30 protein-coding genes are annotated in these 26994 nt (G+C 73.7%); 13 read left to right on the forward strand and 17 right to left on the reverse strand.

Annotation, left to right across the window (positions count from 1 at the left end):
- Window positions 1–84 precede the first annotated feature (84 nt).
- Window positions 85–519 (forward strand): VOC family protein, encoded by a 435-nt coding sequence (locus AC3A5R_RS17155; RefSeq protein ID WP_487621973.1) that lies wholly within the window; start codon window positions 85–87, stop codon window positions 517–519.
- A gap of 18 nt (window positions 520–537) precedes the next feature.
- Here AC3A5R_RS17155 and AC3A5R_RS17160 read toward each other — a convergent pair whose 3' ends face one another.
- A complete protein-coding gene (locus tag AC3A5R_RS17160; RefSeq protein ID WP_487621974.1) occupies window positions 538–870 on the reverse strand; it encodes a cupin domain-containing protein in 333 nt (110 codons plus the stop codon).
- A 118-nt stretch (window positions 871–988) separates the two neighbouring features.
- Window positions 989–2107 (reverse strand): carbohydrate kinase family protein, encoded by a 1119-nt coding sequence (locus tag AC3A5R_RS17165; RefSeq protein WP_487621975.1) that lies wholly within the window; start codon window positions 2105–2107, stop codon window positions 989–991.
- An 89-nt stretch (window positions 2108–2196) separates the two neighbouring features.
- Here AC3A5R_RS17165 and AC3A5R_RS17170 point away from each other — a divergent pair, with 89 nt between their 5' ends.
- Together AC3A5R_RS17170 and AC3A5R_RS17175 are read left to right on the forward strand one after the other, a co-directional pair.
- The gene (locus AC3A5R_RS17170; protein ID WP_487621976.1) at window positions 2197–3558 is read left to right on the forward strand and encodes a 6-phospho-beta-glucosidase; all 1362 of its coding nucleotides are present in this window, start codon (window positions 2197–2199) and stop codon (window positions 3556–3558) included.
- Window positions 3559–3798: 240 nt separating this feature from the next.
- The gene (locus tag AC3A5R_RS17175; RefSeq protein WP_487621977.1) at window positions 3799–4011 is read left to right on the forward strand and encodes a hypothetical protein; all 213 of its coding nucleotides are present in this window, start codon (window positions 3799–3801) and stop codon (window positions 4009–4011) included.
- Window positions 4012–4059: 48 nt separating this feature from the next.
- Here the strand turns inward: AC3A5R_RS17175 and AC3A5R_RS17180 are convergent, their stop codons facing one another.
- The gene (locus AC3A5R_RS17180; protein ID WP_487621978.1) at window positions 4060–5697 is read right to left on the reverse strand and encodes a zf-HC2 domain-containing protein; all 1638 of its coding nucleotides are present in this window, start codon (window positions 5695–5697) and stop codon (window positions 4060–4062) included.
- A 205-nt stretch (window positions 5698–5902) separates the two neighbouring features.
- Here AC3A5R_RS17180 and AC3A5R_RS17185 point away from each other — a divergent pair, with 205 nt between their 5' ends.
- From AC3A5R_RS17185 to cobA, 8 genes are all read left to right on the forward strand, one after another.
- A complete protein-coding gene (locus tag AC3A5R_RS17185) occupies window positions 5903–6661 on the forward strand; it encodes a LamB/YcsF family protein (protein ID WP_487621979.1) in 759 nt (252 codons plus the stop codon).
- Between the two features lie 3 nt (window positions 6662–6664).
- Window positions 6665–8326 (forward strand): 5-oxoprolinase subunit B/C family protein, encoded by a 1662-nt coding sequence (locus AC3A5R_RS17190; RefSeq protein ID WP_487621980.1) that lies wholly within the window; start codon window positions 6665–6667, stop codon window positions 8324–8326.
- 141 nt (window positions 8327–8467) lie between these two features.
- Entirely contained in the window at window positions 8468–9448 is a 981-nt protein-coding gene (locus AC3A5R_RS17195; protein ID WP_487621981.1) for a lytic transglycosylase domain-containing protein, read from the forward strand.
- Window positions 9449–9544: 96 nt separating this feature from the next.
- A complete protein-coding gene (locus tag AC3A5R_RS17200; RefSeq protein ID WP_487621982.1) occupies window positions 9545–11260 on the forward strand; it encodes a nitrite/sulfite reductase in 1716 nt (571 codons plus the stop codon).
- Window positions 11257–12006 carry a phosphoadenylyl-sulfate reductase gene (locus AC3A5R_RS17205; protein ID WP_487621983.1) on the forward strand — a complete coding sequence of 250 codons (750 nt, stop codon included), beginning with the start codon at window positions 11257–11259 and terminating at the stop codon, window positions 12004–12006. The genes AC3A5R_RS17200 and AC3A5R_RS17205 overlap by 4 nt, the downstream gene beginning before the upstream one ends.
- Window positions 12003–13019 carry a sulfate adenylyltransferase subunit CysD gene (gene cysD / locus AC3A5R_RS17210; RefSeq protein ID WP_487621984.1) on the forward strand — a complete coding sequence of 339 codons (1017 nt, stop codon included), beginning with the start codon at window positions 12003–12005 and terminating at the stop codon, window positions 13017–13019. Before AC3A5R_RS17205 ends, cysD begins: the two co-directional genes overlap by 4 nt.
- A complete protein-coding gene (locus tag AC3A5R_RS17215) occupies window positions 13020–14393 on the forward strand; it encodes a sulfate adenylyltransferase subunit 1 (protein ID WP_487621985.1) in 1374 nt (457 codons plus the stop codon).
- A 19-nt stretch (window positions 14394–14412) separates the two neighbouring features.
- A complete protein-coding gene (cobA, locus tag AC3A5R_RS17220; protein ID WP_487622103.1) occupies window positions 14413–15666 on the forward strand; it encodes a uroporphyrinogen-III C-methyltransferase in 1254 nt (417 codons plus the stop codon).
- Between the two features lie 42 nt (window positions 15667–15708).
- Here the strand turns inward: cobA and AC3A5R_RS17225 are convergent, their stop codons facing one another.
- The 9 genes from AC3A5R_RS17225 to AC3A5R_RS17265 form a co-directional block, all read right to left on the reverse strand.
- Window positions 15709–16086 carry a pyridoxamine 5'-phosphate oxidase family protein gene (locus AC3A5R_RS17225; protein ID WP_487621986.1) on the reverse strand — a complete coding sequence of 126 codons (378 nt, stop codon included), beginning with the start codon at window positions 16084–16086 and terminating at the stop codon, window positions 15709–15711.
- 89 nt (window positions 16087–16175) lie between these two features.
- Window positions 16176–16586 carry a VOC family protein gene (locus AC3A5R_RS17230; protein ID WP_487621987.1) on the reverse strand — a complete coding sequence of 137 codons (411 nt, stop codon included), beginning with the start codon at window positions 16584–16586 and terminating at the stop codon, window positions 16176–16178.
- A gap of 10 nt (window positions 16587–16596) precedes the next feature.
- Entirely contained in the window at window positions 16597–17052 is a 456-nt protein-coding gene (locus AC3A5R_RS17235) for a helix-turn-helix transcriptional regulator (protein ID WP_487621988.1), read from the reverse strand.
- 18 nt (window positions 17053–17070) lie between these two features.
- Complete coding sequence (locus tag AC3A5R_RS17240; RefSeq protein ID WP_487621989.1) at window positions 17071–18021, reverse strand: phosphotransferase enzyme family protein; 951 nt, start codon at window positions 18019–18021, stop codon at window positions 17071–17073.
- Between the two features lie 42 nt (window positions 18022–18063).
- Window positions 18064–18588 carry a hypothetical protein gene (locus AC3A5R_RS17245; RefSeq protein ID WP_487621990.1) on the reverse strand — a complete coding sequence of 175 codons (525 nt, stop codon included), beginning with the start codon at window positions 18586–18588 and terminating at the stop codon, window positions 18064–18066.
- Window positions 18589–18624: 36 nt separating this feature from the next.
- Window positions 18625–19278: a vWA domain-containing protein gene (locus AC3A5R_RS17250; protein WP_487621991.1), complete on the reverse strand. Its 654-nt coding sequence runs from the start codon at window positions 19276–19278 to the stop codon at window positions 18625–18627.
- A 70-nt stretch (window positions 19279–19348) separates the two neighbouring features.
- Window positions 19349–19768: a hypothetical protein gene (locus tag AC3A5R_RS17255; RefSeq protein ID WP_487621992.1), complete on the reverse strand. Its 420-nt coding sequence runs from the start codon at window positions 19766–19768 to the stop codon at window positions 19349–19351.
- Between the two features lie 60 nt (window positions 19769–19828).
- On the reverse strand, window positions 19829–20026 hold the full coding sequence (locus AC3A5R_RS17260) for a hypothetical protein (protein ID WP_487621993.1): 198 nt from the start codon (window positions 20024–20026) through the stop codon (window positions 19829–19831).
- Complete coding sequence (locus AC3A5R_RS17265) at window positions 20023–20616, reverse strand: dihydrofolate reductase family protein (RefSeq protein WP_487621994.1); 594 nt, start codon at window positions 20614–20616, stop codon at window positions 20023–20025. Before AC3A5R_RS17265 ends, AC3A5R_RS17260 begins: the two co-directional genes overlap by 4 nt.
- A gap of 87 nt (window positions 20617–20703) precedes the next feature.
- Between AC3A5R_RS17265 and AC3A5R_RS17270 the strand changes: the two genes are divergently transcribed.
- Window positions 20704–21201, forward strand: coding sequence for a winged helix-turn-helix transcriptional regulator (locus AC3A5R_RS17270; protein ID WP_487621995.1), 498 nt, complete (start codon window positions 20704–20706; stop codon window positions 21199–21201).
- A 15-nt stretch (window positions 21202–21216) separates the two neighbouring features.
- Here the strand turns inward: AC3A5R_RS17270 and AC3A5R_RS17275 are convergent, their stop codons facing one another.
- The 4 genes from AC3A5R_RS17275 to AC3A5R_RS17290 form a co-directional block, all read right to left on the reverse strand.
- On the reverse strand, window positions 21217–22071 hold the full coding sequence (locus AC3A5R_RS17275; RefSeq protein ID WP_487621996.1) for an anti-sigma factor: 855 nt from the start codon (window positions 22069–22071) through the stop codon (window positions 21217–21219).
- Entirely contained in the window at window positions 22068–22667 is a 600-nt protein-coding gene (gene sigK, locus AC3A5R_RS17280; RefSeq protein ID WP_487621997.1) for an ECF RNA polymerase sigma factor SigK, read from the reverse strand. Before sigK ends, AC3A5R_RS17275 begins: the two co-directional genes overlap by 4 nt.
- Window positions 22668–22754: 87 nt before the next feature.
- Window positions 22755–23414 carry a fasciclin domain-containing protein gene (locus AC3A5R_RS17285; protein ID WP_487621998.1) on the reverse strand — a complete coding sequence of 220 codons (660 nt, stop codon included), beginning with the start codon at window positions 23412–23414 and terminating at the stop codon, window positions 22755–22757.
- Window positions 23415–23540: 126 nt separating this feature from the next.
- On the reverse strand, window positions 23541–25079 hold the full coding sequence (locus tag AC3A5R_RS17290) for a molybdopterin-dependent oxidoreductase (protein WP_487621999.1): 1539 nt from the start codon (window positions 25077–25079) through the stop codon (window positions 23541–23543).
- Window positions 25080–25180: 101 nt separating this feature from the next.
- On the opposite strand from AC3A5R_RS17290, the gene AC3A5R_RS17295 reads away from it, so the two are divergent.
- On the forward strand, window positions 25181–26197 hold the full coding sequence (locus AC3A5R_RS17295; protein WP_487622000.1) for an LLM class flavin-dependent oxidoreductase: 1017 nt from the start codon (window positions 25181–25183) through the stop codon (window positions 26195–26197).
- A gap of 103 nt (window positions 26198–26300) precedes the next feature.
- Here the strand turns inward: AC3A5R_RS17295 and AC3A5R_RS17300 are convergent, their stop codons facing one another.
- A complete protein-coding gene (locus AC3A5R_RS17300; RefSeq protein WP_487622001.1) occupies window positions 26301–26993 on the reverse strand; it encodes an MBL fold metallo-hydrolase in 693 nt (230 codons plus the stop codon).
- Window position 26994 lies beyond the last annotated feature (1 nt).

A 26994-nucleotide genomic window follows, 5' to 3' on the forward strand; every position in this document is an offset into this window, starting at 1 on the left:
CTCCTCACCTCACCCGGAGGTTCTCCTCGTCGTCAACGCCGAGGTGTCACCAACCTGCTGGCCGAGTACACCTAGGGTGGCGCCATGGCGACGGTGCGACAGGTCCAGGTGACGTTCGACTGCGCGGTGCCCGAGCGCGTGGCGCGCTTCTGGTGCGAGGTGCTCGGCTACGAGGTGCCCCCGCCGCCGCCCGGCTTCGACTCGTGGACGGCGTTCGACCAGTCGCTCCCGGCCGACCGCCAGGGCTCGGCCTTCGCGTGCGTCGACCCCACCGGCGTCGGCCCGCGCCTGTTCTTCCAGAAGGTCCCCGAGGGCAAGGTCGTCAAGAACCGCGTGCACCTCGACGTGCGCGTCGGCACCGGCCTCGTGGGGCAGGAGCGCCTCGACGCCCTAGAGGCCGAGGCGGCCCGTCTCGAGGCGCTCGGGGCCTCGCGCGTGCAGCTGCTCGTCGCGGACGGGTTCAACGAGTCGTGCCAGGTCATGCAGGACGTCGAGGGCAACGAGTTCTGCCTCGACTGAACCCGCAGGCAGCCGGCGTCAGCCGATCTTGGCCACGGTCAGCAGCACCGCGGAGTCCTCGAGCGCCTCGAGCGAGTGCCGGACGTCCGGCACCACGAGGAGGTCGCCCGGCGCGCCCTCCCAGGTGGCGCCGTCGGTGCTGAGGCGCACGCGTCCGCGCAGCACGTGCACCGTGGCCTCACCGGGGTTCTCATGCTCGGCCAGCGCCTGCCCCGCCGTCAGGGCGATGACGGTCTGGCGCAGCACGTGCTCGTGGCCGCCGTACACCGTGTCGGCGCTGCGGCCGCTCGAGGACTGGGTGGCGCGCTCGAGCAGCTCCCGGGCGAGGGCGGTCAGCGAGGACTTCTCCATGGACCCACAGTGCCACCGATGTGTGGGCGCCCTCCCCCCAATCGAGAGAGCGCTCCGTCACTTGACGGAGCGCTCTCTCGATTGAAGGAGGGGGAGGGGACGCGGGGTGGCGGATGCGTCAGTCGAGGTCGTGGACGTCGGCGCGGCGGGCGATCGTCGCCGTCGCGCGCCGGCAGGCCATCGTCGGCACCCGCGGCACGATGTCGTCGAGGAAGGCGTACCGACGCCGCAGCGACCGGTGGTACGCGTCGTCGGTCGTGTCGGCGGCGAGGGCCGTCCACCAGTCGGCGAGGTCGCCCCAGCCCGGCGCGGCGAGCGACCCGCCGTACTGCTGCAGCGCGAGCCCGGCGCACAGCGTCGCGAACGTCATCCGCTGCTCGAGCGGCCACTCCGCGAGGGTGCCGACGAGCAGTGCCGCGCCGAACACGTCGCCGGCCCCGGTCGGGTCGACCTCGTCGACGCGCAGCGAGGGCACCCGCGCCTCCTCGCCGCTGCGCTGGTCGATGCCGACCGCACCGTTCGGTCCGTCGGTGACGATCGCGACCGGCACCCGGTCGGCGAGGGCGTAGAGGGCCTCGACCGTCGTGCGCGTGCCGGTGTAGGCCATCGCCTCGACGGCGTTGGGCATGAAGACGTCACAACGTTCGAGCCGGTCGAGGACCTCGGGCGACCAGCGCTCCTTGGGGTCCCAACCGACGTCGGCGAACACGAGAGCCCCGTCGGCGCGGGCGCGGTCGACCCACGTGCTCGTCGCCCCGAACGCCTCGTCCTCGGCGAGGTCGACCATGACGGCCCGTGAGCGTGGGGGCGTGCCGATGAGCTCGCTGGCCGGCACCGGCGACGGGTGGCCGTGCGAGACCATGCTGCGGTCGCGGTCGACCGACATCGACACCGTGACCGGGCTGTGCCAGTCGGCGAACCGGCGGCTGCGCGAGAGGTCGATGCCCTCCTGCTCCTCGAGGGTGCGCCAGCAGAAGTCGCCGTAGTCGTCGTCGCTGAAGGCCGCGGCGAGCGACGTGCGCAGGCCGAGCCGGCGCGTCGCCACCGCGAGGTTGGCGATGCCGCCCGGGCACGACGCGAGCCCCTCGGCCCACACCTCCGTGCCGGGCGACGGCGTCGCCGGAAGTCCGGCGAAGATCATGTCGAGGAAGACCGTCCCCCAGACGAACACGTCGAGGTCCGGCCCGGCGGAGCTACGTCGGGCTGCGAGTGGGTCGAAGGCAGAGCTCGTCGGCATCGCCACCATGCTCCCATCCGCCGCAACCCTGTTAGCGTCGGTTCGGTGATGACGGGGTGGTGACCGGGTGACGGGGGGATGAGATCGCGATGAGGCTGGTCGTGCTGGGGGGAGGCGGGTTCCGGGTCCCGCTCGTCCACGGCGCCCTGCTGGGCGACCGCACGCCCGACGCGTCCCGACGCGTCACCGAGGTCGTCCTCCATGACACCGACGCCTCCCGGCTCGAGGTCGTGCGCCGGGTCCTCGACGCCCAGGCGGCGCGCGCGACCACGGCCGACGCGCCGCAGCCGCCCACGGTCCGAGCCACGACCGACCTCGACGCGGCGCTCGACGGCGCCGACTTCGTCTTCTCCGCGATCCGCGTCGGGGGCCTCGAGGGCCGCACCGCCGACGAGCGGATCGCCCTGGGCCTCGGGCTGCTCGGCCAGGAGACCACCGGGCCCGGTGGTGTCGGCTACGGCCTGCGCACCGTGCCGGTGGCCGTCGAGGTTGCCCGGCGCGTCGCCCGACTCGCACCCGACGCCTGGGTCATCAACTTCACCAACCCCGCCGGGCTCGTGACCCAGGCGATGCAGCAGGTGCTCGGCGACCGTGTCGTCGGCATCTGCGACTCTCCTCTCGGCCTGGCCAAGCGGGCCGCCGGCGCCCTCGGCCACCGGCTCGACGACGTCGACATCGACTACGCGGGCCTCAACCACCTCGGCTGGCTCTCCGGGCTGCGCGTCGCCGGCCGCGACGTGCTGCCCGAGCTCCTCGCCGACCGGGCGCGGCTCGGCGCCACCGAGGAGGGCCACCTCTTCGGCGTCGACTGGCTCCAGACGCTCGGGGCGATCCCCAACGAGTACCTCTGGTACTACTACTTCGGCCGCGACGCCGTCGCCCAGATCACCGCGGCCGCGGAGACGCGTGGCGAGTACCTCGTCCGTCAGCAGGCGCAGTTCTACACGGCCGCAAGGGATTCCGACGACCCGTTTGCCGTCTGGGACGCCGTGCGGCGCGAGCGCAACGCGACGTACATGCAGGAGAGCCGCAACGGCGGCGACGACGAGCGTGACGAGTCCGACGTCGAGGGTGGCGGCTACGAGGGCGTCGCGCTGACGCTCATGGCGGCGATCGCCCGCGACGAGCCGGCGCGCCTGATCCTCAACGTGCGCAACGGCACGACGCTGCCGGGGCTGCCCGAGGATGCCGTCGTCGAAGTCCCTTGTGCCGTCGACGCGTCCGGCCCGCGGCCGCTGCCGGTGTCGGCGCTGGCCGGGGCTTCGCTCGGTCTCGCCCAGCAGGTCAAGGCCGTCGACGAGCTCGTCGTCCGGGCCGCCCGCGAGGGCTCGGCCCGGCTCGCCGTCGAGGCCTTCGCCCTGCACCCGCTCGTCGACTCGGTCACCGTGGCCCGGCAGCTGCTCGACGGCTACCGCCACCGCCTCCCCGCCTTCTACGACGCCCTGCGCTGACGTCTCGACTCGATTGGCCCGGGCCGACGCGACCCGCTCATTTCATGTTCCTGCAACGGCCTGTTCGTGCCGTCGACGTGGGACGTGGGCGCTTATACCGTGACGGAACCACGTCGACGACGTGGGCAACTCACAAAGGGGATGTAGATGAAGCGAATCTTCGGATCTACTTTCGTTGCAGGCGTTTTCGCCTTGGGCGCCGTCGGGCTCACGGCACCTCCGGCACAGGCTGACGCGACCGTGGACTACTGGTACTGCACCTCCGCGTACACGTGGAAGATGATCGACAAGACCCAGTTCATGGGTTGCCCGTTCGAGAGCATCCTGATCGTGGACCACCTGGGAAACAAGAAGCGGCTGCTCGACGGCTACTGCGCCAACCAGCTGTGGAACAAGAACCGTTCTTCGACGTGGTACGACGCGTACACCAAGTGCGTCATCAGGATCTACTGACCTGAGGGAAGGGCAGTGACCAGGCAGGACTGATGGGCCGAGGTGGCGTCAGCCGGCGGGCACGGGGTAGCTGCCCGAGCCCGGCAGGAGGGCGCCGCCTCGGTCGGTGAACCGGGTGAGGAGGGTCCCGGGTACCGCGCCGGGCTGGGGCGTCACTTCGACGACGAGCGATCCCGGCCGCAACGAGCCTTCGAAGGTCTTGGTCGGGGCGCCGACGTGCTCCACCTGCCGGCCGCCGCGCACGTCGCGGACCGAGGTGATGAGCCAGCCGGGCGGCGCGACGACCGACGCCGAGTAGCGCCGGTCGGTGCTCGGCTCGAAGCCCAGGACGGTGGGCACGCCCGGCGTCACCGTCGGTGACGGCGGAGGTGGCGCCGAGGTGGTCGGCGGGCGAGTGGTGCGCGTGGGCGTCGCGGTCCGCGTCGGCGCGGGCGTCGGGGTGGCTGCCCGCGTCCGGCGCGAGGCGAGGGCCGTCGTGCCGGGTCGAGCGACCCGCGCCGCGGCGCTCACCGCCTCGACGGTGGACGTGCTGAGGGCGCGGACCGCGGTCGTCATCGTCGACGGCAGGGTCGGGGCCGCGACGACGACGCCGGGCAGGGGCCGCGCCACGGTGCCGGGGGCCGGACGCGTCGCCGAGGTCGTGGGGCGACCCGCAGCGACGTCGGACGTCGGCGAGCCCCCGCCGAGCAGCGCGAGCAGGACGGCGATGCCGGCCACCGCCATGACCGCGGCACCCACGACGAGCACGAGCGGGAGGTCGAGGCGTCGGGCATCGCCACGACCCGACGCGTCCGCCCGTGTTGCGACGAGGGCCGCTCCGGGGGCGGCGACCCCGGCGAGGAGCCCCGGCCCGTCGTCGCCGCCGGCGTCATCGGGGTCGTCCGCAGCGTCGGCAGCCGTGACGTCCGTGCCGACGTCCGTCACCCCCTCGTCCGTCACCCCCTCGTCCGCGCCGAAGAGGCCCGGCAGCAGGTGCGGCCCGACGCCGGCGCGGATCAGCTCGGTGACGTCGACGAGCCCGGCCACGGCCTCGCGGCACCGGTCGCACGTGTCGAGGTGCGCATCGACGCGGTCCCGGTCGTCGGGCGGGAGGGCGTCGCGTCCGTAGGCACCGAACTGGCGGCGCACCGCCTGGCACTCGGCATCGGGCGCGGCGTTCACGAGGTCGGCGAGGTACGCGCGGCGCAGGCGGTCGCCGGCCCGCCGGCCGAGGGTGGCGACGCCGTCCGGGGTCGTGCCGAGCACCGGCGCCAGCGCGGCCGGACCCTCCTCGTGCACGACCAGCCGCCACAGCAGCTCCCGCTCGTCACCGGGCAGGGACTGCCAGGCCGACCAGGCGGCGTCGCCGTCGGTGCCGACGAGCGCCAGCTCTCCGAGGGGCGTCCCGTCCATCGCCCCGTCGGCCTCGCCGGCCGCGGCAAGGCGTCGCACCGTTGCCAGCAGGTAGGGCCGGAAGGCGTCGTCCGGGCCGCCCCCGCCCCGGATCGCCGAGAGGGTCCTGGTGAAGGCCTCGCCGACGAGGTCGGGGGCCCGGGCCGGCGTCGAGATGCGCACGGCGACCTCGCGGGCCGCGTCGACGTGACGCAGCCACAGCGTCTCGAAGGCCAGGTCGTCACCGTCGCGGGCGCGGGCGAGGAGCTCCGAGTCGGGCTCGCCCGCTCGCCGCTCCTCGTCCGGTCGCGCCACCTGCCCGCTGCTTCCTGTTGCCGCCGATCGGCCCCGCCGCGCGTCCGCCGCGCGTCCGTACCCCTGCGTGGAGCCGCCCGAGAAGTCGGATCATGTCGCGGTTCGGAGGCCCTGACCAGAGCTGGCGCCCGTTTCGTGACCTTCACGGTGCTTCGCGACCGGTCGGCACCCCGCGCCGGGAGGCGACTTCGGGCAGGATCGGTGCATGCGGATCGACCTCAACGCCGACGTCGGCGAGTCGTTCGGGGCCTGGACGCTCGGCGACGACGCCGGGGTCCTCGACGTCGTGACGAGCGCCAACGTCGCGTGCGGCTTCCACGCCGGCGACCCGCTGACGCTGCGCACGACGTGCCACGACGCCGCCCGCCGTGGCGTCGTCGTCGGTGCCCAGGTGGGCTACAGAGACCTCGCCGGCTTCGGTCGCCGGTTCGTCGACGTGGCGCCCGACGACCTCGCCGCCGACGTGCTCTACCAGCTCGGCGCGCTCGAGGCGATGGCCCGCGTGGCCGGCACGCGCGTCGCCTACGTCAAGCCGCACGGCGCGCTCTACAACGCGGTCGTGCACCACGAGGCCCAGGCTGCAGCGGTGGTCGCGGCCGTCGTCGCCTACGACGCCACGCTGCCGGTGCTCGGCCTGCCCGGCAGCGTCCTGCTCGACGCCGCCGCCGACGCCGGGCTGCCCGTCGTGCGCGAGGCGTTCGCCGACCGCGCTTACACCCGCGACGGCCGGCTCGTGCCCCGCAGCGAGCCGGGCTCGGTGCTCCACGACCCCGACGCCGTGGCCGAGCGCGTCCTGCGCATCGTCCGCGACCGCGTGGTCCGGTCGATCGACGGGCACGACGTCGAGGTCGACGCCGCGTCGGTGTGCATCCACGGCGACACGCCCGGGGCCGTGGCCATGGCCCGCCGGGTCCGCGGCGCGCTCGAGGCGGCCGGCGTCGAGATCCACGCCTTCGCGGGCTGAGGCATGGGCGGCGGCGAGGCCCGGCTGTTGCCGATGGGGCAGGACGCCGTCCTCGTCGAGGTGGGCGGCACGGTCGAGGCCGTCGCGCTGCGCGACCGGGTGCGCTCGCTCGTCGCCGCCGGTGGCCCCCCGTGGCGCTCGGTACGGGAGGTGGTCGCGGCCGCGCGGACGGTGCTCGTGCGCACCGACGCCTCGAGCCTCGACGCGCTGGGCCGGGCCTGTCTCGACGTGGCAGCCGCCCTCACGCCCGACCTGGCGCCCGACGCGTCCGGCGGCGACGAGGGACCCGTCGTCGAGGTGGCGGTCGTCTACGACGGGCCCGACCTCCACGAGGTCGCCACCCTGGCCGGCCTGACCCGCGACGAGGTGGTCCGCGCCCACACCGGCAGCCCGTGGCGCGTCGGCTTCGGCGGGTTCGCGCCCGGCTTCGCCTACCTCGTCGGCGGCGACCCGAGGCTGCGCGTGCCGCGGCGACCGGAGCCGCGGCCGCGCGTGCCCGCCGGGTCGGTCGGCCTGGCCGGTGAGTTCAGCGGCGTGTACCCGCAGGACTCCCCGGGTGGCTGGCAGCTGCTCGGCAGGACCGACGCCCTGCTCTGGGACCCGGACCGCGACCCGCCCGCACTCCTCGGACCCGGTACGACGGTTCGCTTCGTCGACGCGTCGACGCGTCCCCCCGACGCCGAGCGCACCGCGCCCGACACCGCGCCCGATACCACGCCCGACACCGCGCCTGTGCCAACGAACCCCACGGTGTCGGACGACGTCGGCCGGGGGCTCGAGGTGCTCGCCACCGGTCCGCTCGTCCTCGTCGAGGACCTCGGCCGCCCGGGGCTCGGCGACGTCGGTGTCGGCCGGTCCGGGGCGGCCGACCGCGCGGCGTACCTGCTCGGCGTCCGACTCGTCGGACACCCCGCGGAGACCGACCACGCCGCCCACGACCGGAACACGCCGTCGCCGGCCTCGCTCGAGGTGATGCTCGGCGGCCTTGCGGTGCGGGCCCGTGGTGACCTCCTCGTCGCCCTCACCGGAGCCCCGGCGCCGGCCACCGTCGACGGTCGCCCCACAGGCCACGCCGCCCCGCTGCACCTGCGCGACGGCCAGCTGCTCGAGGTCGCGACGCCGACCACCGGGTTGCGCACCTACCTCGCGGTGCGCGGCGGCATCGACGTGCACCCGGTGCTCGGGTCACGCTCGACCGACACGCTCTCGCGGCTCGGGCCGCCACCCGTCCGCCCCGGCGACGTGCTGCCCGTCGGCGCCGCGCCCGACGCGTTTCCCGTCGCGGAGCAGGCACCGCAGCGTCGGGCTCCGGCCGGCGACGACATGGTCGTGCTCGACGTCACGCCCGGACCCCGGGCCGCCTGGTGCGACCTGTCCGGCCTCTCCGCGGCGTCGTTCACCGTGTCGTCGCGGAGCAACCGCGTCGGCCTCCGGCTCGAGGGCAGCCCGCTCCGACGCGTCGACGCGTTCGCCGACGCCGAGCTGCCGAGCGAGCCGATGGTGGCCGGCGCCGTCCAGGTGCCCCCGGGCGGTGAGCCGGTCGTCTTCCTCACCGACCACCCGGTGACCGGCGGCTACCCCGTCGTCGCGGTCGTGACGCGTCGCGACGTCGACCGAGCGGCCCAGCTGCGCCCCGGCGACCGCGTCCGCCTGCGCTGGGCCTGAGCCCGACCTGCGCCGGATCCGAGCCCGTGCGAACCTGTGCGGGCGGATGCACCCCGATCGGCCCCGACCGCCGACCCCGGGAGGTGTACTGGGAGCAGGACGCGGCGACGGCTGCGCCCGCGGACGGCTGGAGGTGAACCGGTGGCAGGTCGCGACCCGGCCCGCGGCACCGCCCGAGCGGTGGGTGCGCTGTCCGTCGTCGCCGTGGCGACCCTCCTGGCCGGCGTCGTGCTGGGCCCCTCTGCGCTCGCCGCCGACGGCCCCCAGCCCCCCACGCCCTCGCCGTCGGCCCTGCCGAGCATCCCCGCGCTGCCGGGCCTGCCGGCCACGCCGGCCAACCCGAGCTCCCCGGCCGGCTCCGCGTCGGTCCCGCAGACCGGCGGAGATCCGGCCGGCGCCGCCATCAGTGCCGTCATCGACGGCCTCGTCCTTCCGGCGCTCGCGAGCATCGGCAGCGCCGCGCGCGGCGCGACCTCGCCGGACGCCGGGGGTGGCGCGGGTGCCGGCGCCACCGCGACCCTCGAGCCGGGCGGCGGCTCCGGCGCCACGCCCGAGACGTGGAAGCCGGCCGCCCCGGTCAAGGTGCCCGTGGTGCCCTCGGTCTCGGACGGCCCGGCCCCGGTGACGACCGAGCAGGTGCTCTGGGCCGCGTACGTGTCCGCGGCGCAGGCCCAGGGCTCGTGCAACCTCAAGCCGATGCTCCTCGCGTCGATCGGGGAGGTGGAGTCGTCCTCGCTGCGCGGGCGAAGGCTCGACCCGTTCCACGACGTCGTCCCGCCGGTCGTCGGCCCGGCGCTCACCGGCGGCACGTACGCCCGCATCCACGACACCGACGGCGGCGCGCTCGACGGCGACCCGAACTGGGACCACGCCGTCGGGCCGATGCAGTTCATCCCCGCGACGTGGCGCATCTGGGGCGCCGACGGCAGCGGTGACGGCGTCGCCGACCCGCAGAACGTCGAGGACGCGGCGCTCGCGGCGGCGCGCTACCTCTGCGCGGGTGGCCGCGACCTGTCGAGGGACGCCGACCGCCGCGCTGCCGTCCGCTCGTACAACCACTCCGACCGGTACGTCGCGACGGTGCTCGGGCTGTACGCGTCGGCCCCGGCGAGCGCCCGCTGACGCGTCGGGGACGGCATCTCCCACCTGGCTGAGGGGAATGGATCGGATCGTGGACCCGCGCTGACGTCGATAATCGGTGGTTATACATTCGATTACATGACCGTCACCGACACCCCGATCGAGGCCCGCCCGGCGACCCGGCCCCCGCGTGCCGGCCGCTCCAACGGGCAGTGGAAGGTCGACGGCGCCGAGCCGCTCAACCCGAACGAGGTCTGGAAGCAGGAGGACGGCGGCCTCAACGTCCGCGAGCGGATCGAGACGATCTACGCCAAGGAGGGTTTCGCCTCCATCCCGCCACAGGACCTCTCCGGGCGCTTCCGCTGGTGGGGCCTCTACACCCAGCGCCGCCCCGGCATCGACGGCGGCCGCACCGCCCAGCTCGACGACACCGAGCTGTCCGACGAGTACTTCATGCTCCGGGTCCGGCTCGACGGCGGCGCCTTGACCCTCGCCCAGCTGCGCACCCTCGCCGAGATCTCCACCGAGTTCGCCCGCGGCACCGCCGACATCAGCGACCGGCAGAACATCCAGTACCACTGGATCCGCGTCGAGGACGTGCCCGAGATCTGGCGCCGCCTCGAGGCCGTCGGCCTGCAGACCACCGAGGCCTGCGGCGACACCCCGCGCGTCGTCCTCGGCAGCCCGGTCGCCGGCATCGCCGAGGACGAGATCCTCGACCCGACGCCCGTCATCGACGAGATCACGAGCCGCTTCATCGGCGACCCGGAGCTGGCCAACCTGCCGCGCAAGTTCAAGTCGGCGGTCACCGGGCACCCGAGCCTCGACGTCGTCCACGAGATCAACGACATCTCCCTCGTCGGCGTGGTGCACCCCGAGCTCGGCGCCGGCTACGACCTGTGGGTCGGCGGCGGCCTGTCGACGAGCCCGCGACTCGCCGAGCGCGTCGGCGTCTTCGTCCGCCCCGAGGAGGCGGCCGAGGTGTGGCACGGCGTCATCCGCATCTTCCGCGACTACGGCTACCGGCGCCTGCGCAACAAGGCGCGCCTGAAGTTCCTCCTCGCCGAGTGGGGCGCGGAGAAGTTCCGGCAGGTGCTCCAGGACGAGTACCTCGGACGGGCCCTCCCCGACGGGCCGGCTCCCGCGCCGGCCACCGGCCCCGGCGACCACGTCGGCGTGCACCTGCAGAAGGACGGCCTGCGGTACATCGGCGCCGCCCCGACCGTCGGTCGCATCAGCGGCGACGTGCTCGCGGGCCTCGCCGACATCATGGAGTCGGTCGGCTCGGACCGACTGCGCCTCACCCCGCACCAGAAGCTCGTGCTCCTCGACGTGCCCGGCCGACGCGTCCGTGGCGTCGTCGGCAAGCTCGGGAAGCTCGGCCTCACGTCCACCCCGAGCCCGTTCCGTCGCCACACCATGGCCTGCACCGGCATCGAGTTCTGCAAGCTGGCCATCGTCGAGACCAAGGCCACCGCGGCCACCGCCATCGCCGAGCTCGAGCAGCGCCTCGCCGACGTCACCGAGCAGCTCGACACCCCGATCACCCTCAACGTCAACGGCTGCCCCAACTCGTGCGCCCGCATCCAGACGGCCGACATCGGCCTCAAGGGCCAGCTCGTGACGATCGAGGGCGAGCAGGTGCCCGGCTTCCAGGTGCACCTCGGCGGCGGCCTCGCCTCCGTCGACCGCGACGATGCCGGCCTCGGCCGCACCGTCCGCGGCCTCAAGGTGACCGCCGACGACCTGCCCGACTACGTCGAGCGCGTCGTGCGCCGCTTCCTCACCGAGCGTGAGGAGGGCGAGACCTTCTCCTCCTGGACCCGCCGAGCCGACGAAGGAGCCCTCCAGTGACCGCCGTCCCCCTCGCCACGCCCACGGTGCCGCGCAAGCGACGCTCCGAGGCCGAGCTCAAGGCGCTCGTCGACGACTTCAACGCGACGCTCGGCGCCGACCCCGAGCACGAGCCGACCGCCGACGAGGTCGCGGCGTGGGCCGCGTTCCACTTCGGCGACTCGCTCGCCGTCGCGTGCTCGATGGCCGATGCCGTTCTGCCACATGTGGTCTCGCGCTTCGCGCCCGGTGTCGACGTGCTCTTCCTCGACACCGGCTACCACTTCTCCGACACCATCGTGACCCGCGACATCGTCGCCGAGGACCTGCCGATCACCCTCGTCAACGTCACGCCCGAGCTGACCGTCGCCGAGCAGGACGAGAAGTACGGCGCCCGCCTCTACGAGCGCGACCCGGCCCTCTGCTGCCAGATGCGCAAGGTCGAGCCCCTCGCCCGCACGCTGCCGACGTACGAGGCCTGGGTCACCGGCGTCCGACGCGAGGAGGCCCCGACGCGCGCCACCACCCCGCTCGTGACGTGGGACGACAAGAACGGCCTCGTCAAGATCAACCCGCTCGCGGCGTGGACCTTCGACGAGCTCCAGACCTACGCCACCGACAACCAGGTGGAGGTCAACTCGCTTCTCTCCGACGGCTACCCGTCGATCGGCTGCGAGCCGTGCACCCGCCGGGTCGAGCCCGGCGAGGACCCCCGCGCCGGCCGTTGGGCCGGCTTCACCAAGACCGAGTGCGGACTGCACACATGACGACCACCGACACGATCCCCTCCCGGACGGACGCCATCGCCGTGACCGACACGACCCTCACCACCGACGCCGACGCGTCCGCCGCGCTGGACCTGCCCACCGCGCCCGACGCGTCGACGCGCCGCCTCGGCCAGCTCGACGCCCTCGAGGCCGAGTCGATCCTCGTCATCCGCGAGATGGCCGCCGAGCTCGAGCGCCCGGCGCTGCTCTTCTCCGGCGGCAAGGACTCCGTCGTCATGCTCCACCTCGCCGCCAAGGCCTTCTGGCCGGCGCCGATCCCGTTCCCGGTGCTGCACGTCGACACCGGCCACAACTTCCCCGAGGTGCTCGACTATCGCGACGAGACCGTCGACCGGCTCGGCCTGCGCCTCGTCGTCGCGAGCGTGCAGGACTACATCGACGACGGCCGGCTGCGCGAGCGCGCCGACGGCACTCGCAACCCGCTGCAGACGCTGCCGCTGCTCGACGCCATCAACGCCCACCGTTTCGACGGCGTCTTCGGCGGTGGCCGGCGCGACGAGGAGAAGGCCCGCGCCAAGGAGCGGATCGTCTCCCTCCGTGACGAGTTCGGCCAGTGGGACCCGAAGAACCAGCGCCCCGAGCTGTGGAACCTCTTCAACCCCAGGCACCGTCCCGGCGAGCACGTGCGGATCTTCCCGATCAGCAACTGGACCGAGGTCGACATCTGGCGCTACATCGAGCGCGAGGACATCCCGCTGGCACCGCTCTACTACGCCCACGAGCGCGAGGTGTTCCGCCGCGACGGCATGTGGCTCGCCGTCGGCCCGTACAGCCGTCCGCGCGAGGACGAGACCGTCGAGACGCGCCTGGTCCGGTACCGGACCGTCGGCGACATGTCGTGCACGGGCGCCGTCGAGTCGCCCGCCGCGACCAACGCCGAGATCGTCGTCGAGGTGGCCGCCTCGACCCTGACCGAGCGCGGCGCCACCCGCGCCGACGACCGGATCTCCGAGGCCGCCATGGAGGACCGCAAGAAGGAGGGCTATTTCTAAATGGCCACCATCACCGCCCCCACCACCGCTGAGGCCTCGGCCGCAAGCCCCGCGACGGCCGGCACGCTGCTGCGCCTGGCGACCGCCGGTTCGGTCGACGACGGCAAGTCGACGCTCGTCGGCCGCCTCCTGCACGACACGAAGTCGGTGCTGTCCGACCAGCTCGCCGCCGTCGAGCGGGTCAGCCGCGACCGCGGCCTCACCGCCGCCGACCTCGCCCTCCTCACCGACGGCCTGCGCGCCGAGCGCGAGCAGGGCATCACCATCGACGTCGCCTACCGCTACTTCGCCACGGCGAGCCGGTCGTTCGTGCTCGCCGACTGCCCCGGGCACGTGCAGTACACGCGCAACACGGTCACCGGCAGCTCGACGGCCGACGTCGTCGTCCTGCTCGTCGACGCGCGCAAGGGCGTGCTCGAGCAGACGCGCCGGCACTTGGCCGTCACGGCCCTGCTGCGGGTGCCGCACGTCGTCGTCGCCGTCAACAAGATCGACCTCGTCGACTTCTCGCAGGGGGTCTACGAGCAGGTCGACGCGCAGGTGCGTGCCGTGGCCCGCGAGCTCGGCGTCGAGGAGGTGACGACGGTCCCGGTCAGCGCCCTCGACGGCGACAACGTCGTCGACCGCTCGACCCGCACCGACTGGTACGGCGGCCCGAGCCTGCTCGAGCTGCTCGAGGCGCTGCCGCCGTCCGACGACCCGGCCCACGAGTCGTTCCGGCTCCCGGTCCAGCTCGTCATCCGCCCGCAGGGCGCGGCCCTGAAGCCCGAGCACCTCGACTACCGCGGCTACGCGGGCCAGGTGGCCTCCGGCGTCGTGCGGGTCGGCGACGAGGTCGTGGCGCTGCCGTCGGGCCGCCGCACGACCGTCACCGGCATCGACCTCGGCGACCGGCCGCTCCAGGAGGCGTTCGCACCGCAGTCGGTGACGCTGCGCCTCGCCGACGAGATCGACATCTCGCGCGGCGACGTCATCGCCGCCGCGGTCGGGGCGCCCGAGCCGACCCAGGACGTCGAGTCGGTCGTCTGCTGGCTCGGCGACGCGCCGCTGCGACCCGGCCAGCGCCTGCTGCTCAAGCACGGCTCGCGCACGGTGCAGACCGCGGTGCGCACCATCGACGGCGCCCTCGACCTCGACGACCTCCACGCGGTGCCGGCAGAGTCCTTGTCGCTCAACGACATCGGCCTGGTGACGCTGCGCGTGTCGCAGCCACTGCCGATCGAGCCGTACGCCGTGTCGCGTCGCAGCGGGGCGTTCCTGCTCATCGACGCGCACGACGGGCGCACGCTTGCCGCCGGCATGGTCGGCGCGACGCTGCCGACGGCACCCGAGGCCCCCTCGTCGCCCGTGGGCGACGAGGACTGGGACATCTGAGGGCCGTGCCGTGGCGTCCGTGAAGTCCGCGCTGCCGGTGGTCCTCGACCTCGCCGGCCGGCTCGTCGTCGCCGTCGGCGGCGGCCCCGTCTCGGCCCGACGCGTCCGTGCCTTCCTCGCCGAGGGCGCGGTCGTGCGGGTCGTGGCGCCGTGGGTCTGCGAGGACCTGCGCGACCTCGTTCGTGCTGGACAGGCTGGGGACGGCGCGGGGGCAGGCACCGGACGCGTCGAGTGGGTCGAGCGCGACTACGCCGGCCCGGCCGACCTCGACGGCGCGTGGTTCGTGCACACCGCGACGGGCGAGCCGTCCGTCGACCGTGAGGTCGCCGCCGACGCCGAGGCCCTGCGCCTCTGGTGCGTCGACGCCACCGACGCCGCGGGCACGACCGCGAGCGTCGCGGCCAGGGCCGACGTCACGACGCCCGACGGACGCGTCACCGTGTCGACGTACGCCGCCGGGGACCCCGGCCTCGCCGTGACGGTCCGCGACGGCGTCGAGCACGCCCTGGCGACCGGCGGACTCGACCTGCGGCGCACCCGCACCCACGGACGCCGCGGCTGGGTCGCCCTCGTCGGGGGCGGCCCCGGCGTCGACGGCCTGCTCACCGTGCGCGGCCACGAGCTGCTCGCCTCTGCCGACGTCGTCGTCCTCGACCGGCTCGCCCCGCGCGGTGTCGTCGACCGGCTGCCCGCGTCGGTCCGGGTCATCGACGTCGGCAAGACCCCCGGCAACCACCCGGTGCCGCAGTCGCGGATCAACGACGTGCTCGTGGAGGAGGCCCAGCGTGGCCACGGCGTCGTCCGGCTCAAGGGCGGCGACCCCTACATCCTCGGGCGCGGCGGCGAGGAGCGCGCCGCGTGCGAGGCGGCCGGAGTGCCCGTCGAGGTGGTGCCCGGGGTCACCTCGGCGGTCTCCGTGCCGGCGGCCGCGGGCATCCCGGTCACCCACCGGGGCGTCGCGCGCGGCTTCACCGTCGTCACCGGCCACGACGACGTGCCCGCCCTGCCGACCGGTGGCGACCACACTCTGGTCCTGCTCATGGGCGTGACACAGCTGGCGCGCACCATGGACCTCCTTGCGGCGCATGGCCGGTCGCCCGACTGCCCGGTGGCCGTCGTCGAGCGCGGCTTCGCCCCCGACCAGCGCGTCACCGTCGGCACCGTGGCGACGATCGCCGCCACGGCGGCGGAGGTCGGCGTCGAGGCGCCCGCCGTCGTGGTCGTCGGTGACGTCGTGCGCCTGGCGCCCGCCTGGACCGCTCAGCCCGCCTGACGCGTCAGGCGGGCTGCGGCGTCAGACGGGCCGCGGCGTCCCTCAGGCCAGCCAGGTGCCGTCGCGCATCAGCGTGCGGCCCGGGATCTCGTTGGCCTCCCGCCACGCCTGGATGCGTTCCGGGCGCAGGAGGTACACGGCGTAGTCGGGCCGCTCCACGCGCGGGTCCCAGTCGGTCCGCTCGATGTAGCGCTGCCACTGGTCCTCCGGCAGGTCGGCGGTCGCCAACTCCCGGGCCGACGCGTCGACCATGACGACGTCGCGGAACTCACCGAGGGCCAGGCGCGCCCGGCCGGTCTCGCGCAGGTTTCGTCCGCACGGCGAGCCCACCGGCGTCACGACGAGGATCTCGCTGCCGTCCCAGTCGAAGGAGAGCGGCACGAGCCCCGGCACGCCACCGTCGGCGTCGGCCGTGGCCACCCAGACGTCGATGTCGTGCTCGAGCCGGTGCCGGGTGTCGGCGACGCGCGTGGCCAGGTCCCTGGCCGGTGCCGCCGACTCCGGCGCGCTCAGCGTCGCTCCTGGATGCGCACGAGGTTGCCCGCCGGGTCGCGGAACGCGGAGTCGCGCACGCCGTAGGGCTGGTCGGTCGGCTCCTGCACGACCTCGGCGCCGGTGGCCTCGATCGTCGCGAACGTCGCGTCGAGGTCGGGCGTCGCGAGCAGCAGCGAGCCGTAGGTGCCCTTGGCCATCATGTCGCCGATGGTGCGGCGCTCGTCGTCGGTGAGGCCGGGCGTCGCCTCCGGCGGGTAGAGCACGACCGACGTGCCGGGCTGGTCGGGCGGGCCGACGGTGATCCACCGCATGCCGGCGTGGCCGACGTCCATGCGCACCTCGAAGCCGAGGGCGTCGCGGTAGAAGGCGATGGCGGCGTCGGGGTCGTCCTGGGGGAGGAAGCTGGAGTGAATGCTGAGGTCCATGCCTCCCACGCTAGGCGGGCGACGTGCCGGATGCTTCTCGATTCCTGACCGGTCGCGTCACCTGTTTGGCGACGCAGGGCACGAGGCCGTCGGTGGCGCCTGCCTGCTCCTGCCGGTAGACGCTGGGCGGCACCCCGACGAGCTCGGTGAACCGGGTGCTGAAGGTGCCGAGCGAGGAGCAGCCGACCTCGAAGCACACCTCGGTCACGCTGCGGTCGCCCCGACGCAGCAGGGCCATGGCCCGCTCGATCCGGCGCGTCATGAGGTACTGGTACGGCGACTCGCCGTAGGCCGCCTTGAACTGCCGGCTCAGGTGGCCCGCAGACACGTTGACGCCGCGGGCCAGCGCCTCGACGTCGAGCGGCTGGGCGTACTCGCGGTCGATGCGGTCGCGCACCTTCCGCAGCAGCGCGAGGTCGCGCCGCCGCTGCGCGTCGTCCGTCCGTGCACCCGAGGCCGTCCCCACGGCCCGATCCTCGCACCCTCAGGTGACCGCAGCGAGCACCCGGTCGATCCGCGCGAGGGTTACCGGGTCCTCTGGGATCTCGAGGAACCAGTCCGCGAGCCGGTCGCGCTCGGGCCCCTCGTCGGCCCCGACCCACCGGGAGCACGCGAGCTGGCCGATGTGGGCCTGCTCGGCCACGAGCATCGAGAAGTGGCCCCGACGCGTCACACGTCCGGGGCCGCCGGCGGCGCGGTAGGCGTCGTGCAGGGTGCGGGCCCGGGCGGGGTCGTCCTCGCCGAACTCGAAGAGCACCATGGCCAGCTCCTGGCTCGGGTCGGCCGGGCCGAGGTTCTCGAAGTCGATGACGCAGACCGCGCCGTCCGTCGTGGCGAGGACGTTGTCGGCCCAGAGGTCGCGATGGCACACGAGGGGCGCCTCGTGCGGCTCGATGACCGACTCGACCGCCACGAGGTCGTCGACGAGGGCGCGCAGCTGGCCGGTGAACGGGGCCTTCTCGTCGGCGACGCGTCGGGCGAGGTCGCGCCAGCTCTGCTCGCCGGCTCCGGTGGCGAACCAGTTGTCGACGGGCTCGTCGCTCGGACGCGCCGCCCGGTGCAGGAGGGCCACGGTGCGCCCGACGGCGGCCGGGTCGAGCGACCGCGTGTGCGGTCGCAGGTCCACCCACTCGAAGACGCGGACCACGGTGCCGGCGACGTCGGCGCCCACGCGCCCGTCCGTCGTGCGCAGCACCTCGGGCGTCCGGACCCCGAGCGCCCGGGCGGCGTCGACGAACCCGGCGTCGCGGCCCACCTCCTCGACCCGTGGTCCGGCGTACCACTCCTTGACGGCGAACGACCGCTCGCCGACTCTGAGCCGCCAGACGCGCCCCAGCTGGCCGCGGGCCACCGGGCCTGCCAGCGCCACCGCGTCGCCCGGTCGTGCGAGCCCGTACGCCGCGGCGATCGCGTCGCCCTCAGATCCCCCGATCACCGGATCCCCTTGTGCCTCAGTCGTTCCAGGTCGTCAGCGGCGTCAGGGGACGATCCGCCAGATCGCGACCGCGACGGTGACGACGGCCAGGGCGAGCGAGGCCCACCCGAGCAGGTCGCGACCGCGCCGACCCCGACCGAACAGGAGCAGGAGCGTCGCGAGCACCGAGAGCACGGCAGCCACGACGGTCTCCTCGGCGCCGCGGTCGATGGTGCGGATGAGGATGGTGTCGGTCAGGCCGTTGCGGGTGAACCAGCCGAGCAGGCGCACGACGACGAACACCCACCACCCGACCGTCACCCAGAAGAGGGCGACGCCGATCTGCCCGAGGAGCGGGTCGACGGCCGGGTCGGCGGCGGCGGACCCGGGCCGGCCGGTGGCGTCGGCCGGCCAGACCGGCTGCCCGGCGTAGGGGTTGGGTGGGACGGGCGGTGCGACGGGGAGCTCACGCGTCGGCTCGGACCGCGGGATCGCCTGCGTCACAGGGCCCGCAGGGACCGGCACGGTGAACTGCTGGTCCCACCCGCCGCCGGTCGGGTCGGGCCGCCCGGGCCCCACGTCGCTCATGCGCTCAAGGTACCCCCGCGTCCCTGCCGAAACGGCTCACTCGGTGGCTGCGCGGCGCTGCTCCTCGTCGAAGGCCAGGTGGGCGGCCGCCTCCTTCACCGGGGCACCCGCGGCCACGGCGGAGCGGGTCAGGCCGATGTTGCGCGACGTCGCGGCCATCGCCGCGGCGACCCGGCCACGGCCGTACGTCATCGAGTTGGCCGCTGCGACGCCGATGCTCGAGCCCACCTCGATGGCGTCCTGGTCGGCGCCCATGTAGAGGAACTGCCACGAGTACTCGGCGGTCTGCCGCTCGATCATGGCCTTGACCTGGGCGTGGGTCAGCTCGTGCGAGGCGTTCTCGTGGCCGTCGGTCATGATGCCGACGATGACGACGCCGGGACGCTCGTGCTCGGACAGGGCGGCGAGGCGCTCGCCGGCCTCGCCGAGCAGGCGGCCGATCGAGTCGAGCAGCGCCGTCGACCCGCGGGGCGAGAGCCGCAGCGGCGGCACGTCGGCCACCGGCACGTCGCGGTAGACCTCCTCGTAGCGGTCGTCGAACTGGGCCAGGGTGACCCGGCAGTCGCCCGGCTGGGTGCGCTGCTCGGCGATGAACGCGTCGAAGCCGCCCTCGGTGTCGTCCTTGATCGACTGCATCGACCCGCTGCGGTCGAGCAGGAAGTAGAGGTGCGTGAGGTTCGGGTTCGTCATGGCGGGCTCCTCGGGTCGGTGGCTGGCTGGCTGGTGGGTCCTGGTGGGTCCTCGTGGTGGCCGGGCTGGGTCAGGGGCTGCGTCGGGCGCGGAAGCGCAACGGCCGGTCCGGCGCGTCGGGGGCGGGGCGGTGGCGCCCCTCCTCGAGGTCGTAGCGGGCGCGCTCGACGCCGGAGGCCGTGACGCGTCCGGCATCGGAACCGTACGCGCCGAGCAGGCTCGTGCGCGCCAGGCGGGGACCGACGGCGTTCTCGGACAGGCCCGCGAGCGCGCCGGCCGTGCGGATCGTCTCGCCGTCGGCGACGAGCACCGCGGCCATGGCCTCGTCGACGGCGGTCGTCAGGTGCTCCTGAGCGGCGCGCAGGAGCGGCAGCGCGTCGAGGGGGTGCGACGCGTCGGCCCGGCCCAGGGCGTCCCGGGCCGCGGCGATGGCCGTGTCGAGGGCCTGTTCCGCGTGGGCCGGCAGGGCCCGTCGTACGTCGTCGGTCATGCCTCAACGGTAGGCGCAGTTACTGCGGCACCGCAAGAGGTGTGACCGATCCGGCGTCGGTCAGCCGATGCCGACGGCCTGGTGCTCGACCTCGATGAGGGCCACGACGCGGGTGGGCCGGCGGTCGTACGGCTGTCCCGTGAAGGCGATCGCGATGCGGTCCACGTGCTCCCACCCAACCTCGCCCTCCAACCACTCGACGACCCGGCCGCGGACGGCGACGGGCGTGAAGGCGTCGTCGGGCTCGAGGGCGCTCATCGGGTCACCGCGTAGTGCAGGTGCGTGACGCCGGGGGCGGCGACAGCCTCGAGCAGCCGCAGGTCGACGTGCCGGGGCAGCTCCAGGAAGAACCGCCGGCCCGCGCCGAGCAGCACCGGCACCTGGTGCAGGATCACCTCGTCGACGAGGCCCGCGGCGAGCGCGGCCGTCGCGACCCCGCCGCCCATGATGGCGACGTCCTTGTCGCCGGCCTGGGCCCTTGCCTCGGCGACCGCGTCCTCGATGCCGGTGGTGACGAGCGTCTGCCGGTCGTGGTCGGCGGGCAGCGGCCGGTGGCTGACGACGACCATCGGGGCGGTCGGGTGCGGCGTGCCGCCCGTGTCCCACCCCGAGTCGTCGTAGGTGTGGCGCCCGACGAGCGAGACGCCGACCCGGGCTGCTGCGGCGTCGAAGACCTTCCGGCTCGGCTCGCTCAGCGAGAACCCGTCGAACACCGCGCTCGGTGTGTCGCCGGCGAAGTACCAGTCGAAGAGCCGGCCGCCGTCGCCGAGGCCGTGGCCGGCGTGCGGGTCGCGACCGGTGATGAAGCCGTCGACGGAGACCGAGAGTGCCACGAGGACCGAGGTCATGATGCGTCCTTCCGAGTTCCTTGAGGAGACTCCACGACCGTAGCCGGCACAGTTTCTTGAGGGAACCCCAAGCGCTAGGGTGGCGTCATGCAGCGCACGAACTTCGGCGAGATGGCCTGCTCCATCGCGCGCACTCTCGACGTCATCGGGGAGCCCTGGTCGCCTCTCGTCCTGCGCGACGTCTGGGTCGGGATCAACCGCTTCGAGCAGCTCCAGGCCGACCTCGGCATCTCGCGCAAGGTGCTGACCGAGCGCCTCAACCACCTCGTCGACCACGGCGTCCTCGAACGCCGGCCGTACGACAGCCGGCCGCGTTTCGAGTACGTCCTCACCGACAAGGGGGTCGAGCTCGTCGACGTGCTCATGGTCATGGTGGGGTGGGGCGACCGGTGGCTCGCCGGCCCGGCCGGGCCTCCGGTGCTCTACCGCCACCACGCCTGCGGCGAGGACACCAGCGTCGACCTGCGGTGCGCGCACTGCGGCGAGAGCATGCACGCCGGCGACGTCGACGTCCTCCCCGGACCGGGCGCGGCCCCGCCGTCCGGGTCGGACGACGGGGCCGCGCGCGAGTCGCTCGGCTCGTAGGAAACCGCAGCAGGGTCAGGCGAAGGCGAAGAGCACGACCGGGTCGGACGTCGGCTGGCCCGAACCGCCGGTGGGCTCGACGGTGATGCCGGCACCGGTGGCCTTGCTCGCGTCGCCGTCGAGGACGACGACCTGGTCGGTGCCCGGCGGCATGAGTCCGGCTGAGGCCATGTGACCCGTCGGGTCCTGCAGCCACAGCTGGTACACCTTGCCGTTCGGCGCCGCCGGCATGTTCGTCGTGACGAGCACGGCCTTGTGCAGCGACTCGGACCGGACGACCTTCGCCTGGGCGCCGTCGGGAAGCGTGTGCGACACGGTCGTCGCGTCGGCGGCGGCGAGCACCTGCTGGGCGATCGTCTGGTTCGGGTCGGTGTTGGCGCTGCGCCACACGGTGAACCCGGCCACCGCGAGCACGAGCGCCGTCGCGGCCGCGACGAGCCCGCGCCAGAGCGTGCGGCGACGCGGTGCGAGCGCGACGACCGTCCCACCCGGCGCGTCGGCGTCCACGTCGCCACGTACGTCGGCACGCGCGTCGGCCTGAGCGTCGGTCTGCACGTCGACGGGAGTGGCCGGGGTGCCCAGCGCGCCCGGCACCGGCGTGGCGTCGGACGCCTCGCCCGACGCGTCGGGCGCCGTGAGTGGCGGCAGCGGACGCACGCGGGAGATGTCGGCCATGACGCGCGCCTTGAGCGACGCCGGAGGGGCGACCTCGGTCAGCGCCGACATCTCGGCGGCGGCGGCCACGAGGCTGCCCACCTCGGCCTGGCACGCGGTGCAGCCGGCGAGGTGGCGCTCGAAGCGGGCGCGCTCGACGTCGTCGAGGGCGTCGACGGCGTAGGCACCCGACAGTGCGTGGATGTCGTCGCTCATGAGGTCACCCCCATCGTGTCTCGGAGTCTGATGAGGCCGTCCCGGATCCGCGTCTTCGCGGTGCCGAGCGGCAGGTCGAGCATCGCGGCCACCTCCGTATGGGTGTAGCCCGACAGGTAGGCGAGCTCGAGGGCTCCCCGTTGCGCCTCGGTCAGCGTCCCGAGCGCCTGGTGGACGCGTTCGGCGTCGAGCCGCGCCACCGCAGCCTCGGCCGTCGCGTCGTGGTCGACGTCCTGGTGCGAGGCGCCCCACGACTCGTCGCGGCTGCGCGCCGCCTCGGAGGAGCGCACCCGGTCGACGGCCTTGCGGTGCGCGATCGTCAGCATCCACGACAGGGCGCTGCCCCGACGCGCGTCGAACCGGGCGCTGTGCCGCCAGATCTCGAGGAAGACCTCCTGGGCCACCTCCTCGGACTGCGCCGGGTCGCGCACGACCCGCCGGACGAGGCCGAAGAGCCGCGCGGACACGGCGTCGTAGAGCTCGCCGAAGGCGGCCTCGTCGCCGGTCGCCGCCCGACGCAGCAGCTGGTCGAGCGGCGGACCGCCGGGGGCCTCCTCCGACGGCTCGTCGGAGGAGACCACCTGAAACCGTGACATGGGATCCATTCTGTCGCCCTGTCTGGTCGATGTCGTCGCGGGTGTCGCGAGCGGGTCGTGGCTGGGAGCCGGTGTCCGGGCTGCCCGTCAGGGCATCAGGACGGAGTCGACGATGTAGACGGTCGCGTTGGCGGTCGGCACGTTGCCGCACAGGACCTTCGCGTTCTCCTTGCCGACGGTGAAGTCCTCGCCGGAGCCCTTCACGGTGATCGTCGTGCCGGCCAGCGTCTTGTGGTCGCCGGCGAGCTGGTCCGGGGAGAGCTTGCCCGCGACGACGTGGTTGGTGAGGATCTTGGTCAGCGTCGGCTTGTCGGCGAGGACCTTCTTGAGGTCGGCGGCCGGGATCTTGGCGAACGCGTCGTTCGTCGGCGCGAAGACGGTCACCTCGGGGGCCGAGTTCAGGGTGTCGACGAGCCCGGCCGTCTTGACCGCGGTGACGAGGGTCGACAGCAGCGGGTTGTTGCTCGCGGCGGTGGCGACCGGGTCGGTGGCCATGCCCTGGAAGGAGCCCTTGCCGTCCTTCGGGACGTTGGCACAGGCGGATCCGAAGACCTGCGAGGCCGGGTCGGCCGACATGTCGCTCGAGGACGTCATGGTGTCGGACGGGGTCATGGCGTCCGAGCTCGTCGCCATCGGCGTCGAGCCGCCGGCGGAGGTCGTGGTGTTGTCCGTGTTGCTGCCGCAGGCCGAGAGGGCCAGCGGGACGGCGAGGGCGAGAGCCACGAGGCCGGTGCGCGTCTTGTTCACGATGTTCTCCTGGTCGGTGCTGTGCTGGTCGGGTGGTGCACGGTCATGAGTCGTTCGGTGCGGCATGAGCGACGGATTGGACTGTGGTGAAAGAAAGTTCGTTGGTCCGGAGATCAGCCGGCAGCCTCAGGCGACGGTGACGACGACTTCCTGGATGCCGCTGGAGCCGCTCGGGAACGGGCGTGCGCGGTCGGCGGTCTGCACGGCGCCCTTCTCGTCGACGGCGCGGACTGCGAGGCGGTGCAGGCCGGTCTTCGCGTCCCACGGCAGGTACCACTGGCGCCAGTAGTCGACGCCGACGTCGGGTCCGAGCCGTGCCTCCTGCCAGGGGGCGCCGTCGATGCTCACCTCGACCTTCCCGACGCCGCGGTGCTGCGCCCAGGCGACGCCACCGATGGCGACGCGTCCGGGCCGGATCGTCGAGAGCGGCGCCGGGGTGTCGATGCGTGCGCTCGTCTTGATCGGGGCGTCGGTGGCCCACTGGCGCTCGGTCCAGTACGCCTGGTCCTGCCGGTAGGTGGTGAGGGTCAGCCTCGTCAGCCACTTCGTCGCGCCGACGAACCCGTAGAGGCCGGGCGTGATGAGCCGGGCGGGGAAGCCGTGGCCGTCGGTCAGCTGCTGGCCGTTCATGCCGATGGCGATCATCGCGTCGCGCCCGTCGCGGACCACCTCGAGCGGGGTGCTGATGGTGAACCCGTCGACGGCGGTGCTGAAAACCTGGTCGGGATCGCCCTTGACGCCGGCACGGTCGAGCACGTCGGTGAGCCGGACGCCCAGCCAGCGGGCGGCGCCGACGTAGCCGCCGCCCACCTCGTTGGACACGCAGGTCATCGTGATGTCGCGCTCGATGAGCGGCATCGCCGACAGCTCGGCGAAGGTCATGGTGAAGGGCCGCTCCACCATGCCGTCGACCTCGAGCGCCCACGTGTCGACGTCGACCTGCGGCACGGTGAGGTTGGTGTCGACGCGGTAGAACGTCGAGGCCGGGGTGCGCAGCGGGGTGACACCCGGCACCTGCCCTTCAAGGCCGGTGGGGAAGGCCTTCGCGGGGCTTGCCGGCCGGGGCAGGACGAGGTCGCGGGCCTTGCGCGCACCGATCCGCATCTGGCCACCGGTCGCAGCGAGGGCCGACAGGGCCACGACGCCGGCCGAGCCGAGCACGAAACGGCGCCGGGCGAACCCGCCCGCGGCATCGGTGCCCCGCGATCCGCGGTCGTGGGTGCCCAGCGACCCGCGGGCGTCGGCGTCGATGGCCCGCACCAGTCCGACGAGCACCGCCACGCCCACGAGGAGCGCGACGAGCGACGGGAGGGCGTCGACGATGCCTGCGGTCGGGCGCCCCACGGCCGCCGCGCCGGCGAGGCCGACGAGAACGACGAGACCGGCGACGGAGAGCCACAGCCGGCGTCGGGCGAGGAGACCGACGAGCGCGGCCAGCCCGAGCGTCGCGACGAGGACCGACGCCTGCAGCACGAGCTTGTCGTTGGTGCCGAAGTGCTCGATGGCCCATTCCTTGAGGGGCTGCGGCGTCAGGTCGATGACCGTCGAGCCGATCGCGAGGACGGGCGAGGCCTGCGGCGCCGTGAACGCGGCCGCGAGGTGACCGGCGGCGATGCCCGCCACGGCGGCGAGCAGGCCGGTCAGCGCGAACCGGAGGCGTGTCATGGCCGTCGTTCGGTGCCGATGGGGTCGGCGGATGGTCACGGGTGGTGATGATGCGGGAGGCGCGTCGGAAGGCTTTGGGCCTCTCGTGCGTTGGAGGGGACGTGAAGAACATCGGCTTCCTCTCCTTCGGCCACTGGAGCCCGACGCCCCACTCGCAGACGCGCTCGGCGTCCGACACGCTGCTCCAGTCCATCGACCTCGCTGTCGCCGCCGAGGAGCTCGGCGCCGACGGTGCCTACTTCCGCGTGCACCACTTCGCGCGCCAGCTCGCCTCGCCGTTCCCGCTCCTCGCGGCCGTCGGGGCGCGCACGAGCCGCATCGAGATCGGCACCGGCGTCATCGACATGCGGTACGAGAACCCGCTGTACATGGCCGAGGACGCCGGCGCGGCCGACCTCATCTCCGGCGGCAGGCTCCAGCTCGGCATCAGCCGTGGGTCGCCCGAGCAGGTCGTCGACGGCTTCCGCTACTTCGGCTACGAGCCCGAGGACGGCGACCACGCCGCCATGGCACGCAAGCACACCGAGGTGTTCCTCGACGTGCTGTCGGGCCAGGGGTTCGCCGAGCCGAGCCCGCGGCCGATGTTCCCCAACCCGCCGGGCCTGCTCCGCATCGAGCCGTACTCGGAGGGCCTGCGCGAGCGGATCTGGTGGGGCGCCGGATCGCGCGCCACGGCAGAGTGGACGGCGCAGCAGGGCATGAACCTCATGAGCTCGACACTGCTGACCGAGGACACCGGGGTGCCCTTCCACCAGCTGCAGGCCGAGCAGATCCAGCGGTTCCGCGACGCGTGGAAGGCGGCCGGCCACGAGCGCGAGCCGCGGGTCTCGGTGAGCCGCAGTGTCTTTCCCATCGTCGACGACATGGACCGCGCCTACTTCGGGCGGGAGTCGGGTAGCAGCGACCAGGTCGGGATCATCGACGGCGGCACGGCGCGCTTCGGCAAGACCTATGCGGGCGAGCCGGACCAGCTGGTGCGCGACCTCGCCGAGGACGAGGCGATCGCCGCTGCCGACACGCTGCTGCTGACGGTCCCCAACCAGCTCGGCGTCGACTACAACGCGCACGTCATCGAGAGTCTCCTGACGCACGTCGCTCCTGAGCTCGGCTGGCGCTGAGCCGGATCCACCGACGCGTCGACGACCGCGGTCGTCGACGCGTCGCTGCGCGTCGTGACCCTCACCCCGATCGAGAGAGCAGCTCGTGCGCCGTGTCTCGGGCTCAGGGCTCCCACACGGCGGCGTCGTGCGCGAACACGACGCGACGCGGGTCGAGCTCGAGGATGCGTGCTATCCACGGGCTCGGCTCGGGCAGGGGCGGCCGGTGGCCGAGCGATGCGGCCTGTGCGGCGAGCGCATCAGCCGACCAGTCCGATGCAGTGTCGTGCGACTGCCCGGCGAGCACGACGGTGCCGTCGTCGCACCGCAGTATCACCGACTGGTGCCCGTCGACGTGCCCCGGAGTCGGCAGCACGTGGACGCCCGGAGCGAGCTCGGCCTCGCCGTCGAGCAGCTCGTAGCGGGCGCCCTCGAAGTCGACGAGCGCGTCGACGGTGTAGTCGCCGGCGCGGGCCGTCTCGAGCTCGGTGCGCTGGCAGAGGATCGGGCGGCCCGCGAAGCGCGGGTTGCCGCCGATGTGGTCGAAGTGGAGGTGGCAGTTGACGACGATCTCGACGTCGTCGACCGCGACGCCGACGGACGACAGCGCGTCGGCCACGTGGACGCGTCGCGGGCGGTACCACGCGTCGGTCTCCTCGTCGGCCTCGCCGAGCCCGGTGTCGAGCAGGAGCAGTCCGGCCGGCGTGCGCGCGAGGTAGCCGTAGACGGGCTCGACGCGCGGGCTGCCGGTGCCGGTCTCCTCCGCGGGGCGCACGAAGGTGCCGAGCCCCACCCGCACGACGTCGTCCACGCGCATG

Source organism: Intrasporangium sp. Soil_C_50, assembly GCF_057656595.1.